Below are 15,977 nucleotides of genomic sequence, written 5' to 3' on the forward strand. Positions count from 1 at the left end.
AGAAAACCTACTTCACATGATCATTTAGGTGGGGTGGGTGTTAGACGGAGGCGCTCTCCCTGGCGAGTTCCTGGTCGCCGATCACCGCAGAGCGACGCTTGGAGATCCAGATGGCGGCGACGACGATCAGCGCGGCGACCGCGGCGATCGTGTACCGGAGGCCATCGTTGGCGTCCGGGCCGATGGTCATCGTGACGATCGCCGGTGCGATCAGCACGGAGACCAGGTTCATCACCTTCAACAGCGGGTTGATGGCCGGACCGGCGGTGTCCTTGAACGGGTCACCGACGGTGTCGCCGATCACGGTCGCATCGTGTGCCTCGGAGCCCTTGCCGCCGTGGTGGCCGTCCTCGACGATCTTCTTCGAGTTGTCCCACGCTCCGCCGGAGTTGGCCAGGAAGACCGCCATCAGCACGCCGGACGCGATCGCTCCGCCGAGGTAGCCGGCGAGTGCGCCGACGCCCAGGCCGAACCCGACCGCGATCGGCGCCATCACCGCCATCAGGCCCGGCGTGGCGAGCTCACGCAGCGAGTCCTTGGTGACGATGTCGACGACGCGACCGTACTCGGGCCGGGAGGTCCCGGCCATGATCCCCGGGTCCTCGCGGAACTGCCGGCGAACCTCGAACACCACGGCCCCGGCCGCGCGGCCCACGGCGCTGATCGCCAGCCCGGAGAACAGGAAGACGACGCTGGCGCCGATGATCACGCCGACCAGGACGCTCGGCGTGACGATGGTCAGTGCGAACGACGTGTCGTCGCGCAACGAGTCCAGGGTCTCTCCGACAGCGGTCAGCTCGCGACCGATGACGTCCATATAGGACCCGAACAGTGCGGTGGCCGCCAGCACGGCGGTGGCGATGGCGATGCCCTTGGTGACCGCCTTGGTGGTGTTGCCGACGGCGTCGAGCTCGGTCAGCAGCTGGGCTCCTTCGCCCTCGACGTCACCGGACATCTCGGCGATGCCCTGGGCGTTGTCCGCGACCGGCCCGAAGGTGTCCATGGCGACGATCACGCCGACCGTCGTCAGCAGCCCGGTACCGGCCAGGGCGATGAGGAACAGCGAGACCAGAAGCGAGCCGCCGCCCAGCAGGAACGCGCCGTAGACGGCTGCACCGACGACGAGTGCCGTGTAGACCGCGGACTCCAGCCCCAGCGCGAACCCGGACAGGATCACCGTGGCCGGGCCGGTGAGCGAGGTGCGCCCCACATCCTGGGTCGGTTTCTTGTCAGTGCCGGTGAAGTAGCCGGTGAGCCAGAGGATGACGCTGGCCAGAACGATGCCGATGATCACGGCGCCGGTGGCGAGCAAGCGCGGGTCGCCGTCGTGCTCGCTCCCGATTCCGCCTTCGAGCTCCTCGAACGTGCCGGGTAGGTAAGCGAACGCCGCGATGGTGGAGAGTACCGCCGCGATGGCGGCGGAGAGGAAGAACGCCCGGTTGATCGTCTTCAGGCCGCTCTCCCCTTCCCGAGCCCGGGTGAGGAAGATGCCGAGCACCGCGGTGAGGGCGCCGATCGCGGGGACGATCAGCGGGAAGACCAACCCCTCGGCGCCGAACGCGGCGGAACCCAGAATGAGCGCCGCCACCAGCGTGACGGCGTACGACTCGAAGAGGTCGGCGGCCATGCCGGCGCAGTCGCCCACGTTGTCGCCGACGTTGTCCGCGATGGTGGCGGCGTTGCGCGGATCATCCTCGGGGATGCCCTGCTCGACCTTGCCCACCAGGTCCGCGCCCACGTCGGCGGCCTTGGTGAAGATGCCACCGCCGACACGCATGAACATCGCCAGCAGCGCCGCACCGAAGCCGAAGCCTTCCAAGACTGATGGCGCATCACCCTCATAGAGGAGCACCACGCTGGCCGCGCCGAGCAGGCCTAGGCCGACGGTGGCCATACCCACCACGCCGCCGGTGCGGAAGGCGATCCGCATCGCCGGTTCGCGGCCGTTGTCACGGGAAGCCGCGGCGACCCGCACGTTCGCACGGGTGGCCAGCCACATACCGAGATAGCCGACGGCTGCTGAGAATGCGGCACCTACCAGAAAGAAGATCGAACGGCCGATCCGCACCCCAGCGTCTCCTGGGAGCAGGAACAGCAGCGCGAACGCCAGCGCAGCGAAGACGCTGAGAGTCTTGAACTGCCGGTTCAGGTAGGCGGATGCGCCTTCCTGCACGGCGTGCGCGATCCTCTGCATGTTCTCGGTGCCTTCGCCGGCGGCGAGCACCTCTCGTCGGAACAGTGCTGCCATCACCAGCGCCGCGATAGCGATCAGCGCGACGACGATGACATATGACAGGTTCCCTCCGGACAATGAGATTGCCTGCCCGTCAACGGCGTATACAGGCCCGGTCATTCGTCCTCCTTGACGGAGCCCCGGCGGAGTGCGCCAAGGCTGTGATCGGGAAGATCCCACGTATCAGCCGCGAGATCATGGACAACCATTACAGGCCGGGCAGCGCATCGGTGCGACTCCCGGCCCCATCTGGTCCGGGAGTCTAGATCCCCGCCACGTCAACTTTCACATCGGGTGACGGCGAGAAAGATCTGTGTGACCGTTTACACCCGGTTTGTCGGGCGATGGGGCGGCGTCATGCGCGGTGTCCCGGGCGGTGCGGGGCATGGGCGCCGACGGGGTGTGCTCACCCCTCGCGCAACGCCTCCTCAACCGAGCCATGAATCGGAAATACCTTGGTCAGGCCGGTGATCCGGAAGATCTTCAGGATCCGTTCCTGCGTGCACACCAGCCGTAGCGACCCCTCGTATTGGCGAACTCGCTTCAGTCCGCCGACAAGTACGCCCAAACCGGTTGAGTCTAGAAATTCGACGCGCTGCATGTCAACGACGATGTGGTACTGACCGGCGTCCACGATTTCGACCAACTGCTCCCGCAATTTGGGCGCGGTGTAGACATCGATCTCGCCGGCAACCTCGATTACGGTGCGGTCGCCCAGCGGGCCACTGTCAACACGAGACGACAACGACAGGTCCACCAAGAGCCTCCAGATCGATCACGACGGGTGATCCCCCTCACGATCATGCGTACAAACACTCACGTGACCCTTTGGACGTCCGAGGCCCCCGTCCGGTTCCACTGATGTCGAGCTGTTCCGGCCTCCATAGCAATTGAACCACGTGTCGCCCGTGCCGGCACCGGCGTTTGCCGCATCACATCGGGATGTGCTCGTGCCGTGGCCAGCACCGGAATGCGACACTCTCGAACGTGCGTTGTTCCACCGATCTGATCGACATGCTGCTCGCCGACCCGCGGCGCGCCCGGCGAATCACCCATGTCGAGTCGATCGCAGCCCGGCCCGGCACGCCGGCCGAATGGCCCGGATGGGTGGACCCGGTGGTCCGCGAGCGGTACGAGGCGCGTGGTATCACCGCCCCTTGGCGGCACCAGGCGGAGGCGGCGACGCTGGCCTGGAACGGTCGATCAGTGGTGATCGCCACCGGCACCGCGTCCGGCAAGTCACTCGCGTATCTGCTGCCGTCGTTGACGGCGGCACGGGCAGGCCGTCGGCGAGGCGGGACCACGTTGTACATCTCACCCACGAAGGCCTTGGCCGCCGACCAGCTCCGCGCGATCGACGAGCTCGCCGTGCCGGACGTGGTGGCTACGACATACGACGGCGACACGCCCACCGAGCTGCGGACGATGGCCCGCAACTACGCGACCTACCTGCTGACGAACCCGGATATGTTGCACCGTTCGATGCTTCCGGGCCACCACCGATGGGCCGGCTTTCTGCGTGCGCTGCGGTTCGTGGTCGTCGACGAGTGCCACGAGTACCGCGGTGTCTTCGGCTCGCACGTCGCCCAGGTGCTACGGCGGTTGCGCAGGATCTGTGCGGGCTACGGATCGACGCCGACGTTCGTCCTCGCCTCGGCGACGACGGCAGACCCCGCGGCGACGGCGGAGCGCCTCACCGGTGCCACCGCCGAGGCGGTGACCGAGGACGCCTCGCCACGCGGCGCCACGTCCTTCCTGCTGTGGGAGCCCCCGTTCCAACCGGGCGGCGCCGGCGGTCCGGGCGGCGGCGGTACGGACCAGGACGGTGAACAGGGCAGCCGTCGGAGTGTCTTCGCCGAGACCGCGGACCTATTGGCGGATCTGGTCGTCGCCGATGCGAGGACGGTGGCCTTCGTACGGTCTCGCCGAGCTGCGGAGACGGTAGCCGGGCTTGCCCGCTCGGCGTTACGCACGGTGGAACCCGCCCTCGCCGACCGTGTCGCCTCTTACCGTGCCGGATACCTCGCGCACGAGCGACGGGCGCTGGAGGCCGCGCTGCAGGAGGGGCGGCTGGTCGGAGTAGCGGCGACCACCGCGCTGGAGCTGGGGGTCGACGTCAGCGGGCTGGATGCGGTGCTGATCGCCGGATGGCCGGGGACGCTGGCGTCCTTGTGGCAACAGGCGGGTCGCGCGGGCCGTGCCGGGCGGGACGCCCTTGCGGTGCTGATCGCCAGTGACGACCCGCTCGACTCCTATGTCGTCCATCACCCGGAGGCGGTATTCGGCCGGCCGATCGAAGCCACGGTCCTGGATCCCGACAATCCGTACGTACTGGCACCGCATCTCTGTGCCGCCGCCGCGGAGAGGTCGCTGGCGGACAGTGACCTGGAGCTATTCGGGCCGGCGACGTCGCAGGTGTTGGCCACCCTGGAGGCCGACGGATTGCTGCGCCGCCGGGGAGAACGGCATCCACGCTGGCACTGGACCAGTCGTGACCGGCCGGCCGACCTTGCGGATCTGCGCGGTTCCGGCGGACTGGTCACGCTGGTCGAGCCGGAGACAGGTCGGGTGCTGGGGACGGTGGACGAGGTACGAGCACACTTCGGTGCCCACCCCGGCGCGGTCTACGTGCATCAGGGCGAGACCTACATCGTGCAGTCGCTGGATCTAGACGCCGGGATCGCCCTGGTGGAGCGCGGCGCGCCGGACTACACCACGTCCGCGCAGGAGATCAGCGCGCTGCGGATCGTGGCCGAGTCGGATCGGACCAGCTGGCGGCACGCGCGGCTGACATTGGGCGACGTCGAGGTCACCAGCCAGGTGGTCGGCTACACCAAGCGGTTGCTGGGCACCGGTGAGATCATCGGCAGCGAGCCGCTCGATCTCCCGGAGCGCCACCTGCGCACCCGCGCGGTGTGGTGGACCCTCCCGGATGAGGCGGTCGCGGCCGCGGGTGTCGCCGAGGCGGACGCTCCCGGTGCCGCACACGCGGCGGAACACGCGTCGATCGGCATGCTGCCCCTGATCGCCAGTTGCGACCGCTGGGACGTGGGCGGACTGTCCACGGTTCGGCATCCCGAGACGGGCATGCTGACCGTGTTCGTCCACGACGGTCACCCAGGCGGGGCAGGGTTCGCGGAGCGTGGTTATCACGCGGCCGCCGAATGGCTGCGCATGACCCGACGGACCGTCGCCGAGTGTCCATGTGAACGCGGATGTCCGTCGTGCGTGCAATCTCCGAAGTGTGGCAACGGGAACGAGCCGCTCGACAAGGCGGGCGCGATCCGGCTGCTGGACGTGGTGCTCGGATGACGCACCTGCTGCGCTCGGTGCCGGCGCCGGGCCTGGTCCTGGGCGGCATCGTCTCGGTCCAGCTCGGTGCCGGGATTGCCAAGGGTATCTTCGACAGCCTTCCGCCCAGTGCGGTCGTGTTCATGCGGCTACTGACGTCCGCGGTGGTGGTGACCGCTTTGGGCTGGAGACTGCTCTCCAGATCGCTGCGTAGGTCCACGCGGACAGATCTGCTGGTGCTGGTGGGGTTCGGGCTTGCGCTGGCGACGATGAACTTCGCCATCTACCAATCGTTCGCCCGGATTCCCTTGGGTATCGCGGTCACGATCGAGTTCTTGGGGCCACTCGGTGTCTCGGTGGCGTTCTCACGTCGCAGGCTCGACCTGCTCTGGGTGGCGTTCGCGGCGCTCGGAGTGCTGTTGCTCACGCGCGGCGACACCGACGATCTCGACGCCGCGGGTGTCGGTTTCGCCCTGGTCGCCGCTGCCGGCTGGGCCGCGTACATCCTGCTCAGCGTAGAGACCGGTCGCCGCTTCGAGGGGTCCTCCGGGCTCGCCGTGGCCAGTGTCGTCGGCACGGTGGTGATGGCTCCGATCGGGATCGGCTCCGGTGGTGAGCAGCTGTTGGAACCGGACCTGGTGCTGATCGCGGTGGTGATCGGGCTGCTCTCCTCGGTCGTTCCATACACGCTGGAGCTGGAAGCACTGCGCCGGATGCCACCCAAGGTCTTCGGCATCCTGATGAGCGTCGAGCCGGTCGCGGCGGCTCTGGTCGGGTTGGTTCTGCTGCACGAGGTGCTGCACCCTCGCGAATGGATCGCCATAGGCTGTGTCGTCGCCGCATGCGTCGGCGCCACGCGCACCGGCTCACAGGCGCCGGAGGCGTAGCCGGTTCAGCGCGGGCCCGCGCGTGCACGGCGGGCCTGCGGAGGTAACCACGACGACGCAACGCCCCGGACCGGTACACGGACCTGCACCTCGACTTCGAGGCCGTGGAGCGTGCAGCTGCTCAGCTCGGCACCGTTGGCCTCAGCGATCGCCGCGGCGGCGGCGCAGGCGGCGGACGGATCCTGGCCGGCCCGTGTCGCGCCCGCGATCGCGGCCAGATCGGCCGCGGTGGCCGCCTGCCGACGAGCCGCCTGGCCACCCGCGATGATCGCGGTGACCGTCGTGGCCATCAACAGGGCCCCGATGACGGTCAGGATGAGCACAGAACCGGCGCCCCGCTCTGTGCGCCGCGGCCTGTGCCGCGTGGGGTGGTCAACCGGGCGCAGGCGTCTCACGGCCGTTCCTCCAGGGCGATCGCGTGCCCACTGACCGTGGGACTGAGCGCGGCACCGAGCGGGGCGGGTGCCCGCAGCGACGCTCGTATCTCGATCTTCACCATATTGTCGCCCCACTCGATCTCGACCTCGGCCTGACGGGGCGCGACGGTGCGTGCGATGTCCCGCACGGTCTGGATGCTCTCCCCGCGCGCCGCGGCACGAGCGGCTTCGCGCGCCGCGTCGCTGCACTGCAGCTGGATGGAGGTCAAGCCGATCACCCAGATCGCCGCCATCATGACCAGCGCCAGCGCGGGCAGCGCCGCCGCGAGTTCAGCGGTGACCATGCCGTGTTCCGTGCGTCCGTCCCGATGCGCTCCCGCCGGGCGCCGGCGGGACTGTGCCCGCCGGCGCCGAACGCCGCCTGTCATCCGCCGAAGACCGAGAACGCCTGCTCGAGGACCTTCTCGACCATGCCGCGAACCGTGTCGCTCTTCAGGATCTGATAGAGGACACCACCGAAGCCACAGGCCGCGACGGTCCCGACCGCGTATTCGGCCGTTGTCATACCGTTCTCGCCCTTGCGGCGAATGCGAGCGATGACATTGCGCATTGTGCTTACCTCCCGTACACCGGCAGCCGGCCGGTTGCGGAGCGCCGCTGTTGCGTCGCCGACTCCATGATCGGCTCGTTTGCTTCTATATCCAAGCGTTCAACATTGTTTGTGGATAACTAACCCTGTTAGCGTAATGCCGTGTGGATAAGCTTGTGACGATGTCCGGCGGGTAGCATGCGAAGGCAGCGTCAACCTGCCAGGAAACCGGAACCGGCGACGATGGGCACGATGCCGACGAGGACGAACGCGGGCAGGAAACACAGACCCAGTGGTGCGGCGGCCCGAGCGCCTAACGCCCGGCTCCGCGACTCGGCGGCCCATCGTGCGCTGTGCCTGGCGTCCTGCGCGCTGCGCTCCAGGGCCGGTACCGGTGACGTGCCCCGAGAGGCCGCCGCTCCCAACGCCCGGCCCAGTGGCGCGAGTACCGGATGTTCGGTGAACACGGCCCAACCGTGCGTGGCATCTGATGCGACGCGTGCGGAGGCGGCGGCCGTGACGAAGATGCTGCCGATGGGGCCGCCGAGCGCGCGGCCGACGTGTTCGACGGCCCGATCGGGCGGGCATCCCGCGGCCACGACGGCGGCCAGCAGGTCTGCGGCGAGGGGCAGCTGCGCCTGCACATGTTCGCGTACGCGGCGATGATGTGCAGGCTCCAGCCGGCCGAGAGCGCGCCACGTACCCCATCCCGCGCCGGGACCGAGTAGTAGGCCGACCATGCCCCCGGCCGTCAGCGCACAGGCGAGCGCGACGAGCAGTGCCGCGGCCAGACGACCACGTGGCGAACCCAGCGCGGCGCCGTGACCGGCAATCGGGTCGGAGGCGGTATCCGCTCCGCGGCCGGTGTCACGCCGCGGACCCGAGTCCAGACCGGTCCCGGCGCCGGGGCGTGTCATCCGCGTCATCCGGGCCAGACGGGTCTTGGCCGGCCCGCGGCCGGTGAAGACCGCTGCCGTTACCGCGGCCGCGGCTACGGCGAGGACCTCAGCGCCGGTCGCGGTTATCGGGACCATGGTGTTCGAAGGGCGAGCCGCGACGTCCTTTCCACCCACCACAGGCCCACGGCCACGAAGCTCGCGGCACCGAGCAGGCATGCCATGCCGGTCGAGGTGCGGAGCAAGAAGTTCACCGGAGCGGCGTCGCCGGAAGAGAACAGCAACAAGGTACCGAGCGGCAGCAAGGCCAGCAGTCGTGCCGTCGAACGCACTGCGGCTAGCTGTGCCTCCGCCTCGTGACGCACCGCGGCCTCCGCTCGCAACGCATCAGTGACGGCGGTGAGCGTCGTGGCGAGGCTGGCGCCCGTCCGCGCGGAGACCTCCCATGCCGCCGCCACGGCCGTCAGAGGCGCCGCGCCTGGTTGTGCCGCGGTGGCACGTAGCGCCGTGGCTGGGTCTCCGCCGACGGCGAGGCGTCCGGCGGCCGGACCGAAAAGCTCCGGCCAGTCCAGTGCGGCGGCAGCCAGCGCCCGTTCGGCAGGAAGTCCGGCGCGTAGATCGGTAGCGAGGGTCAGGCATCCCTCGGCCACGGCCGACTCCCGGGACCGTCGCTGTTCGCCCACGCGGCTGCGAGCCCGATACCCGGCGATCAGTGGTACGACCAGGGCACCCACGACGGCGCCGCCGGGTGGAGCCAGCACGGCCCCAGCTACACAGCCGAGGATCGCCCCGGCGATGCTCTGGACGAGTACCGAGTAGGGCCGGCTGCGCCCGACGGCCGGGAATCGGGTTGGGCGCTGAGCGACGCGTGGCGACCTACCCAACCGCGCAACGAGTGGGTTCGGCCGGCCGCCGACCGACAGGGCTGCTGCGGCCGCTGCCAGGGCCATGGCGAGCGCCGTCATGCGGGACTCCAACCCCGCTGCTCGAGCCGATCGGCCAGGATGGGCAGCCCGGGTCCGTGATATAGCCGTCCATCACGGACCGCGAACGCGCGAGCGGTGTCGATCCACCCGGCGCTCGACCGGCGCACCATGTCGACGGCGGAGAGGCGCCGGCGACCGGAACCCTCGCGGACCAGATGGATGATGAGGTCCAGCGCCGCCGCGGCCTGCGCATGTACGGCATCACGTGCCATGCCGGCCGCGACGCCTAGTGCCTCGAGTCGGGCGGGCACGTCATCGGCCGAGTTGGCATGGAGCGTTCCGCATCCGCCGTCGTGTCCGGTGTTGAGTGCGGCGAGGAGGTCCACCACTTCCGCGCCGCGGACCTCACCGACGACGACGCGATCCGGCCGCATCCGCAACGCTTGGCGCACCAACTCGTCGAGGCCGACCCGGCCGGCTCCTTCCACATTCGGCGCACGGCTCTCCAGCCGGACGACGTGCGGGTGTGCGGGCCTGAGCTCACCGGAGTCCTCGATCAAGACGATGCGTTCCCGCGGATCGGCCTGTCCGAGCAACGCGCCGAGCACGGTCGTCTTCCCGGAGCCGGCGCCACCGCTGACCAGGAACGCCAGTCTCGCCCGCACGAGTGCGGTCAGCCATGGCGCGGCCTCCTCCGGGACGCTTGCGCATTCCACGAGCTCGGCCAGGCCGAACCGGCGGCCGGCGGCCACCCGGAAGGAGATCAGCGGGCCGTCCGGGGCGATCGGCGGGAGCACCGCGTGCATGCGGGTGCCGTCCGGCATCCGCACGTCTGCGTACGGCATGGCGTCGTCCAGGCGTCGCCCGGCCGCGGCGGCCAGTCGCTGCGCAAGCCGGCGCACCGCATGCTCGTCCCGGAATCGGACGGCCGTCTGCTCCAGCCCGGTGCCTCTGTCCACCCAGACATGTCCGGGCCCGTTGACCAGTACATCAGTGACACCGGGCTCGCGCAGGAGCGGGTCCAGCGGTCCGGTGCCGGAGATCTCCGCGCGCAGCACGTCGGTGATGTCGAGTACGGCGGCGTCCCCGAGCGTGGCGCCGGCACCCCGCAGCGCAGCCGCGACCCGCGCTGGGGTCACGTCCTGTGCGGCGGACGCGAGCGTGTTCCGGACGCGCTCCAGCAGCTCCTCGTCTATCGGACTTCGCGTGAGTACCGAGCCCGTCATGGCGCGCTCAACTGGTGCTCGAACAGCAGGTCGTCCAGCAGCCGGCCGGACGTACTCGCCAGCGGACCTCGGTCGTGCAGCCCGGGAGGGTCTCCGCGGTCGAGGTGGTCGGTGAGGCGGCGCTCCGCCGCCATGTGTGCCGCCAGCGGCAGCTCGAGCGCCGCGGCGACTTCCGGGCCCCCGATCCTCGCGCGCGCTGGGCCTCGGCATACCACTCGGACGTCTCTGACGAGCGGGATGAGTGCTGCGGCGACCCGGGATGCGGCAGCCACGGCTCGGAGTTCCGCGGGCACGACCAGCAGAACCGTGGCACAGACGGCCGCGGCCTGTTCCGCCGCCGGGTCAAGCTTGCGTGGCAGGTCGAGGACCACCAGATCGCATGCGCGCTGAGCGGCGCCCAGGACGGCCTGTGCAGATTCGGGCGTGACGGCCAGCAGATCGCCCCGATCCCAGGACAGCACGGTCAGGCCGTGTTTGCCGGGGAGTTCTCCGCGTAGCGCCCGTGCGCTCAGCCGCCCACGGCTGCCGGCCAGGTCCGGCCAGCGCAAGCCGACGGCTTCCTCCGCGCCGAGGGCAAGATCGAGCCCTCCGCCGAGTGGATCGAAGTCGACGAGCATCGTGCTGAGACTGCGCCGACATGCGGTGAGGGCGAGCGCCGTCGCCAGTACGGACGAGCCCGCGCCGCCTCGTCCGCCGATGACGCCGACCACCAGAGCGCTGCTTCCGTCCCCTTCGGTGGCGTCGGCGATGCGATCGGCAAGCCATGATTCGTCCTCCGGCAGGACGGCGACCCGCTCCGCTCCCAGGTCGACGGCGTGCCGCCAGACAGCCGGATCGTCGCGCGACCGTGTCACCAAGTGAACGTCACGGCGCCGAGGTGGGGCGAGATGCGCTAGCCCAGCGGCCTGATCCTCGCCGACGATGACCATCGGAACCGGAGCCCAAGCCGCCCGTGCCGAATCGGCATCGGAGGCGACGTCGATGTCCGCGCCTGCGGCGGCGGCGATGCGGAGCAGATCATCGAGCAGCGCGTCGTCAGCGGTCACGATCAGCGGCCGCGGCGGCGGAGGGGAGAACGGGGACGCATCGGTGGTGTGCGAACGGGTTGTCGGCGAGCGCAACACGATTACCTCCGGAAGGAACGTGAACGGAAGACGTCCGTTCCCACGATGGCGGCTGCACGGCTACGTTCGCATCCGGCTGAGTGAGTTTGTGGATAACTAAGCACATTCGGCTGGTGTTGCTGTGCTGCCTGTGGATGAGCGCCGTCGGAGTGCCCGGAGGCCCGGCCAGTGGTGGAGAGTAAATGCAGGCGAGAGAGGGCGCGGTCCCCGCCGGGTGGGAGGACGGGGACCGCGCGGACTCGGTCAGGGGGGTGGACCGAGTCATGGCGGCGAGGGGGTGCCGCCGGCCCCATCCTGCCCCATATGGCATCGGTCGAAACACAGGACCGCCCAGATTCTTGATGTTTCGCAAAATCGGTTCGAACCCTGGGGGCGATCCGGGGATCGTGAATCCTCGGATGACCTCATATTCTCGGGTAGGGACGACCCAGCCGATCGGCCAACAGAGATGACGCATATGAATGACACCGGTACTGACCAACCAGCTCGGCGCACCGCCGCGTTCTTCGACCTGGACAAGACGGTGATCGCCAAGTCGAGCACGCTGGCGTTCTCGCGCAGTTTCTACCAGGGCGGCCTGATCAACCGCCGCGCGGTGCTGCGCAGCGCGTACGCCCAGTTCGTCTACCTGGTCGGGGGTGCCGACCACGACCAGATGGAGCGGATGCGAGAGTACCTCTCCGGCCTGGTCACCGGATGGGAAGTCCAGTCGGTCAAGGACATCGTTGCGGAAGCACTGCACACCATCGTCGATCCGATCGTTTACGACGAGGCCATCACGCTGATCGAGGAGCATCACCTGGCCGGCCGGGACGTCGTCGTCGTGTCCTCGAGTGGCGCGGAGGTCGTCGAGCCGATCGGTGAGATGCTCGGCGCGGACAAGATCATCGCGACCCGGATGGTGGTCGACGACGGCAAGTACAACGGCGAGATCGAGTTCTACGCGTACGGAGACAACAAAGCCGAGGCGATCAGGAAGCTCGCCGCCGACGAAGGGTACGACCTGACGCGCAGCTACGCCTACTCCGACTCGGCGACGGACCTGCCGATGCTCGAGGTGGTGGGGCACCCTTACGCGGTGAACCCGGACCGGACGTTGCGCAAGACAGCAGCGGATCGCGGTTGGCCGGTCCTGGTCTTCTCGAAGCCCGTCGCGCTGAGGCAGCGTGCGTCGTCGTTGCGGGAAGCCCCCAAGCCGGCCATCGCCGCTGCCGCGCTCGGGGCCGGCGCCGCCGCGGCGGGCCTCGCCTGGTACGCCGTGCGCCGGCGCGGCCGCTAACGCACGGACGGCCGCCTCTGGTGCCTGCGAGGGCGCACCGGCGGCGTGCCCTGTCGATACCGAAGCCGACGAGAGCGGCGTGCACGGGTGGCGGCCTTGAACATCCGCGGATGGCTGACCCTTGCCCTGCGAACGGTCGCGATATATCGTAAACCTATCGCGACCGTTCGCGGTTGTTGAGGGAGGCGACATGACGGGTACAGGACATTCGACACAGATGCCGTGGGCCGGCGCCAAGTTCGGGAAGTGCGGTCCGGCAGAGGGATGGTTTGCTGCGATGGCAAGCAAGCGGCACGCAGGATTCGGCAACTTCGGCCCGTGGGCGATGTTCGGGCACGGTGGGCCCTGGGGTGGGCCGTGGCGCGGTGGGCCTCCCGGCCCGCGACGCGCACCGAAGGCCCGACGCGGGGACATCAGAGCCGCCATCCTCAGCGTGCTCGCCGAGCAGCCCATGAACGGCTACCAGATCATCCAGGAGATCGCCGAGCGTAGCCGTGGCGCGTGGAAACCCAGCCCGGGTTCGATCTACCCGACCCTTCAACAGCTCGAGGATGAGGGCCTCGTGCGTGCGTCCGAACAGGGTGGACGCCGTGCCTTCGAACTCACGGATGAGGGACGCTCCTACGTCGACGCTCACGCAGAGGAGATCGCCGCGCCGTGGGAGGCCTTCGCCGGCGCCGACGAGGACGACGACAAGGGCCTCGAACCGATGATCGCTCAGGCGGCGGCCGCGCTTTGGCAGATCATCGCGACCGGTAGCCCGGATCAACAGGCCAGGGCTCGCGAGGTGCTGATCGAGATGCGGCGCAGGCTCTACGGCATCTTGGCCGACGGCGATGATCTCGACGAGGAGTGAACGGAGGTGAGCGCCATGACCACCTCGGGACCGCTGCGCATCGGTGACGCGGAACGTGACTCGGCCGCGGCGGCGCTGAGCGAGCACTACGCGTCGGGTCGGTTGACCAAGGCGGAGTACGACGAGCGTCTAGAGGCGGTGTGGGCTGCCAAGTATGAAGCGGATGTCGGGGAGGTCTTCTCCGATCTACCTGGTCCGCATGGCGCGGTCGAGGTGCGTCAAGACCCCGAACGCGTGGCTACGCCGGGCGGTTCGGACTCGTTCCGGCGGCGGTTCATGCAGGGCGCGCCCATGTTCCTCGCGGCGCCATTGATGCTCGTGTTGTTCGGCGCGGTGTTGTTCGCGGTGCTGCGAGGAGCACCGTGGCTCTTGTTCGTCGCGCTGTGGTTCTTCATGTGCGGCGGATTCGGCCATACCCGTCGGCACCGGCACCACCGCCATCGGCACCAGCACCGCCACGCGTGATCGGGGCCGGAGCGTCTAGGCTCCATTGGATGGACGATCCGCTGGCGGATGTCGCCGCGCTCAACGGCGTCGGTGCGGCGGCTGCCTATGCCCGAGACTCGATCGATGCGCTCCTGCGGCAGCCGGCCATGCGCACCGCTGCGGCGTCGATTGCCGCGGAGTCTGCTGTGCGTGGAGCTCGGGCGTCGGCGACGATGGCCGGCGGTGACGCGGACGACGTGAATGACCCTTCCGTCCAAGGTGCACTTCGAGCGGTGGCCGAGGTTCCGGAGCTGGCCAGGCTCTGGGAACGCTCACCGCGCCAGGTGCTTGCCCGGTTACATGTGCTGGCGGCTCGTGACTTGGTCGATGATGCGGAGGCGCTGGGCCGCCCGCGTGCGGGTGCGGACAGTTCCCGTCTTGACCAGATACTCCGGGTGGCTACCGCGCCGACCGGCGCGCCGGGTGTCGTTGTGGCCGCCGTCGTTCACGCCGAGCTGCTCTCGATCCGGCCGTTCGGGACAGGTGATGGCCTGGTGGCTCGGGCCGCCGAACGGATCGTCCTGGTCGCCCGCGGTGTGGACACAAAGGCGGTCAGCATTCCTGAGGCAGGTCACCTCGCGCTCGTCCGCGCCTACGAGCCACTGCTGAACGCGTACGCCGACGGCGGCCCAGAGGGCGTGGGCGCGTGGGTGCGACACTGCGCCGAAGCCTATGCCCACGGAGCGGCCGAGGCGATGAGCGAGCGGAGTGGTCTCGTGAGGGACGAGCGAGGGCCGCGGAGTGAGTGATGAGCCGAGCGTGACCGGTGGGGTGGAGCGGCCGAGGCGATGAGCGAGCGGAGTGGTCTCGTGAGGGACGAGCGAGGGCCGCGGAGTGAGTGATGAGCCGAGCGTGACCGGTGGGGTGGAGCGGCCGAGGCGATGAGCCGGCTCGGACTACGCGGCGTCCAACTGCTCGAACTCCTCCCTGGACAGGGTCAGGTCGGCGGCGGTTGCGGAGTCCTGTATGCTCTCCGGTCGGCTGGCGCCGGGAATCGGGATGACGTGTTCGCCCTTGGCCAGCATCCATGCCAGGCAGACTCGCTGCGGGCTGCTGCCATGAGCATCCGCCACCTGCGTGAAGGCGGCGAACAGCGAACCCAGTTCGGGCGCCCGGGAGATGCCGCCCAGCGGGCTCCACGGCAAGAAAGCGAGGCCCAGATCCGCGCAGAGGTCGAGTTCGGGCTCGCTGCTGCGGAACGCCGGCGAGAACTGGTTCTGTACCGACACCAGCCCTGCGCCCAGGATGTCCTTGGCCTGACGGATCTGGTCCGGGTTGGCATTCGAGATTCCCGCCATCCGGATCGTGCCCTCGTCGAGCAGTTCTCGTAGGGCACCGATGGAATCGGCGTACTCGACGTTCGGATCTGGGCGGTGGAACTGGTAGAGGCCGATGGCGTCGACGCCAAGTCGCTGCAGCGATGCTTCGCAGGCCTGCTTCAGGTAGGCGGGGGCGCCGTTCTTGGTCCATGTGCCGTCGCCGGGACGGAGGTGCCCGCCCTTGGTGGCCACCAGGACGTCGTCGGTGTTGCCACCGTAGCCGGCGAGCGCCTTGGCGATGAGCGTTTCGTTGTGGCCGACCTCATCGGCGTGCGCATGGTAGGCGTCGGCGGTGTCGATCAGTGTGATCCCGGCGTCGAGGGCGGCATGGATCGCGGCCAGCGAGCGGGATTCGTCGGGCCGGCCCTCGATCGACATCGGCATCGCGCCGAGCCCGATGGCGCTGACCTCGACGTCTCCGATCCTCCGGTAGTGCATGTGTGTCAACCTCCGCAGCAGGAACAGGTGAGACGGGTACCAGCCTTGCC

16 protein-coding genes are annotated in these 15,977 nt (G+C 69.1%); 6 read left to right on the forward strand and 10 right to left on the reverse strand.

Translation table 11 applies throughout. The features are described 5' to 3' along the window. Positions 1 to 40: 40 nt before the first annotated feature. On the reverse strand, positions 41 to 2,353 hold the full coding sequence (locus G1H10_RS02980; protein WP_163732476.1) for a sodium-translocating pyrophosphatase: 2,313 nt from the start codon (positions 2,351 to 2,353) through the stop codon (positions 41 to 43). Positions 2,354 to 2,639: 286 nt separating this feature from the next. After that, a complete protein-coding gene (locus G1H10_RS02985; protein ID WP_163732479.1) occupies positions 2,640 to 2,990 on the reverse strand; it encodes an STAS domain-containing protein in 351 nt (116 codons plus the stop codon). A 257-nt stretch (positions 2,991 to 3,247) separates the two neighbouring features. Between G1H10_RS02985 and G1H10_RS02990 the strand changes: the two genes are divergently transcribed. Both G1H10_RS02990 and G1H10_RS02995 read left to right on the forward strand, forming a co-directional pair. Next, positions 3,248 to 5,545, forward strand: coding sequence for a DNA 3'-5' helicase SftH (locus G1H10_RS02990; protein ID WP_246219130.1), 2,298 nt, complete (start codon positions 3,248 to 3,250; stop codon positions 5,543 to 5,545). After that, complete coding sequence (locus tag G1H10_RS02995) at positions 5,542 to 6,411, forward strand: EamA family transporter (protein ID WP_163732485.1); 870 nt, start codon at positions 5,542 to 5,544, stop codon at positions 6,409 to 6,411. Before G1H10_RS02990 ends, G1H10_RS02995 begins: the two co-directional genes overlap by 4 nt. A gap of 5 nt (positions 6,412 to 6,416) precedes the next feature. Here G1H10_RS02995 and G1H10_RS03000 read toward each other — a convergent pair whose 3' ends face one another. The 7 genes from G1H10_RS03000 to ssd all read right to left on the reverse strand — a co-directional run bounded on the left by G1H10_RS03000 (position 6,417) and on the right by ssd (position 11,546). Further along, positions 6,417 to 6,806 carry an Rv3654c family TadE-like protein gene (locus tag G1H10_RS03000; protein ID WP_163732487.1) on the reverse strand — a complete coding sequence of 130 codons (390 nt, stop codon included), beginning with the start codon at positions 6,804 to 6,806 and terminating at the stop codon, positions 6,417 to 6,419. Beyond that, positions 6,803 to 7,132: a TadE family type IV pilus minor pilin gene (locus G1H10_RS03005; protein WP_163732490.1), complete on the reverse strand. Its 330-nt coding sequence runs from the start codon at positions 7,130 to 7,132 to the stop codon at positions 6,803 to 6,805. Before G1H10_RS03005 ends, G1H10_RS03000 begins: the two co-directional genes overlap by 4 nt. An 80-nt stretch (positions 7,133 to 7,212) precedes the next feature. After that, on the reverse strand, positions 7,213 to 7,398 hold the full coding sequence (locus G1H10_RS03010; RefSeq protein ID WP_163732494.1) for a DUF4244 domain-containing protein: 186 nt from the start codon (positions 7,396 to 7,398) through the stop codon (positions 7,213 to 7,215). A 191-nt stretch (positions 7,399 to 7,589) separates the two neighbouring features. Then, positions 7,590 to 8,411, reverse strand: coding sequence for a type II secretion system F family protein (locus G1H10_RS03015; protein WP_163732497.1), 822 nt, complete (start codon positions 8,409 to 8,411; stop codon positions 7,590 to 7,592). After that, positions 8,399 to 9,238: a type II secretion system F family protein gene (locus G1H10_RS03020; protein WP_163732500.1), complete on the reverse strand. Its 840-nt coding sequence runs from the start codon at positions 9,236 to 9,238 to the stop codon at positions 8,399 to 8,401. The genes G1H10_RS03015 and G1H10_RS03020 overlap by 13 nt, the downstream gene beginning before the upstream one ends. Further along, positions 9,235 to 10,425 (reverse strand): TadA family conjugal transfer-associated ATPase, encoded by a 1,191-nt coding sequence (locus G1H10_RS03025; RefSeq protein WP_163732503.1) that lies wholly within the window; start codon positions 10,423 to 10,425, stop codon positions 9,235 to 9,237. Before G1H10_RS03025 ends, G1H10_RS03020 begins: the two co-directional genes overlap by 4 nt. Next, the gene (gene ssd, locus G1H10_RS03030) at positions 10,422 to 11,546 is read right to left on the reverse strand and encodes a septum site-determining protein Ssd (protein ID WP_163732506.1); all 1,125 of its coding nucleotides are present in this window, start codon (positions 11,544 to 11,546) and stop codon (positions 10,422 to 10,424) included. Before ssd ends, G1H10_RS03025 begins: the two co-directional genes overlap by 4 nt. Before the next feature lie 460 nt (positions 11,547 to 12,006). Here ssd and G1H10_RS03035 point away from each other — a divergent pair, with 460 nt between their 5' ends. The 4 genes from G1H10_RS03035 to G1H10_RS03050 all read left to right on the forward strand — a co-directional run bounded on the left by G1H10_RS03035 (position 12,007) and on the right by G1H10_RS03050 (position 14,919). After that, the gene (locus tag G1H10_RS03035; RefSeq protein ID WP_163732509.1) at positions 12,007 to 12,828 is read left to right on the forward strand and encodes an HAD family hydrolase; all 822 of its coding nucleotides are present in this window, start codon (positions 12,007 to 12,009) and stop codon (positions 12,826 to 12,828) included. Positions 12,829 to 13,105: 277 nt separating this feature from the next. Continuing rightward, a complete protein-coding gene (locus G1H10_RS03040; protein WP_216852847.1) occupies positions 13,106 to 13,684 on the forward strand; it encodes a PadR family transcriptional regulator in 579 nt (192 codons plus the stop codon). 15 nt (positions 13,685 to 13,699) lie between these two features. Further along, positions 13,700 to 14,149: a DUF1707 SHOCT-like domain-containing protein gene (locus tag G1H10_RS03045; RefSeq protein WP_163732515.1), complete on the forward strand. Its 450-nt coding sequence runs from the start codon at positions 13,700 to 13,702 to the stop codon at positions 14,147 to 14,149. Between the two features lie 29 nt (positions 14,150 to 14,178). After that, on the forward strand, positions 14,179 to 14,919 hold the full coding sequence (locus G1H10_RS03050) for a Fic family protein (RefSeq protein WP_163732518.1): 741 nt from the start codon (positions 14,179 to 14,181) through the stop codon (positions 14,917 to 14,919). A gap of 147 nt (positions 14,920 to 15,066) precedes the next feature. Here G1H10_RS03050 and G1H10_RS03055 read toward each other — a convergent pair whose 3' ends face one another. Then, positions 15,067 to 15,927 carry an aldo/keto reductase gene (locus tag G1H10_RS03055; protein WP_163732521.1) on the reverse strand — a complete coding sequence of 287 codons (861 nt, stop codon included), beginning with the start codon at positions 15,925 to 15,927 and terminating at the stop codon, positions 15,067 to 15,069. Between the last annotated feature and the right edge of the window lie 50 nt (positions 15,928 to 15,977).

Origin of the sequence: Phytoactinopolyspora halotolerans (assembly GCF_010550675.1) — a bacterium.
GTDB classification, from domain to species: Bacteria; Actinomycetota; Actinomycetes; order Jiangellales; family Jiangellaceae; genus Phytoactinopolyspora; species Phytoactinopolyspora halotolerans.

Bases quoted from the DNA above. Each gene is read 5' to 3' on its own strand.
- G1H10_RS02980 (WP_163732476.1), bottom strand. From the start codon at position 2,353: ATGACCGGGCCTGTATACGCCGTTGACGGGCAGGCAATCTCATTGTCC.
- G1H10_RS02990 (WP_246219130.1), top strand. From the start codon at position 3,248: ATGCTGCTCGCCGACCCGCGGCGCGCCCGGCGAATCACCCATGTCGAG.
- G1H10_RS02995 (WP_163732485.1), top strand. From the start codon at position 5,542: ATGACGCACCTGCTGCGCTCGGTGCCGGCGCCGGGCCTGGTCCTGGGC.
- G1H10_RS03005 (WP_163732490.1), bottom strand. From the start codon at position 7,132: ATGGTCACCGCTGAACTCGCGGCGGCGCTGCCCGCGCTGGCGCTGGTC.
- G1H10_RS03010 (WP_163732494.1), bottom strand. From the start codon at position 7,398: ATGCGCAATGTCATCGCTCGCATTCGCCGCAAGGGCGAGAACGGTATG.
- G1H10_RS03015 (WP_163732497.1), bottom strand. From the start codon at position 8,411: ATGGTCCCGATAACCGCGACCGGCGCTGAGGTCCTCGCCGTAGCCGCG.
- G1H10_RS03020 (WP_163732500.1), bottom strand. From the start codon at position 9,238: ATGACGGCGCTCGCCATGGCCCTGGCAGCGGCCGCAGCAGCCCTGTCG.
- G1H10_RS03025 (WP_163732503.1), bottom strand. From the start codon at position 10,425: ATGACGGGCTCGGTACTCACGCGAAGTCCGATAGACGAGGAGCTGCTG.
- G1H10_RS03035 (WP_163732509.1), top strand. From the start codon at position 12,007: ATGAATGACACCGGTACTGACCAACCAGCTCGGCGCACCGCCGCGTTC.
- G1H10_RS03040 (WP_216852847.1), top strand. From the start codon at position 13,106: ATGGCAAGCAAGCGGCACGCAGGATTCGGCAACTTCGGCCCGTGGGCG.
- G1H10_RS03045 (WP_163732515.1), top strand. From the start codon at position 13,700: ATGACCACCTCGGGACCGCTGCGCATCGGTGACGCGGAACGTGACTCG.
- G1H10_RS03050 (WP_163732518.1), top strand. From the start codon at position 14,179: ATGGACGATCCGCTGGCGGATGTCGCCGCGCTCAACGGCGTCGGTGCG.
- G1H10_RS03055 (WP_163732521.1), bottom strand. From the start codon at position 15,927: ATGCACTACCGGAGGATCGGAGACGTCGAGGTCAGCGCCATCGGGCTC.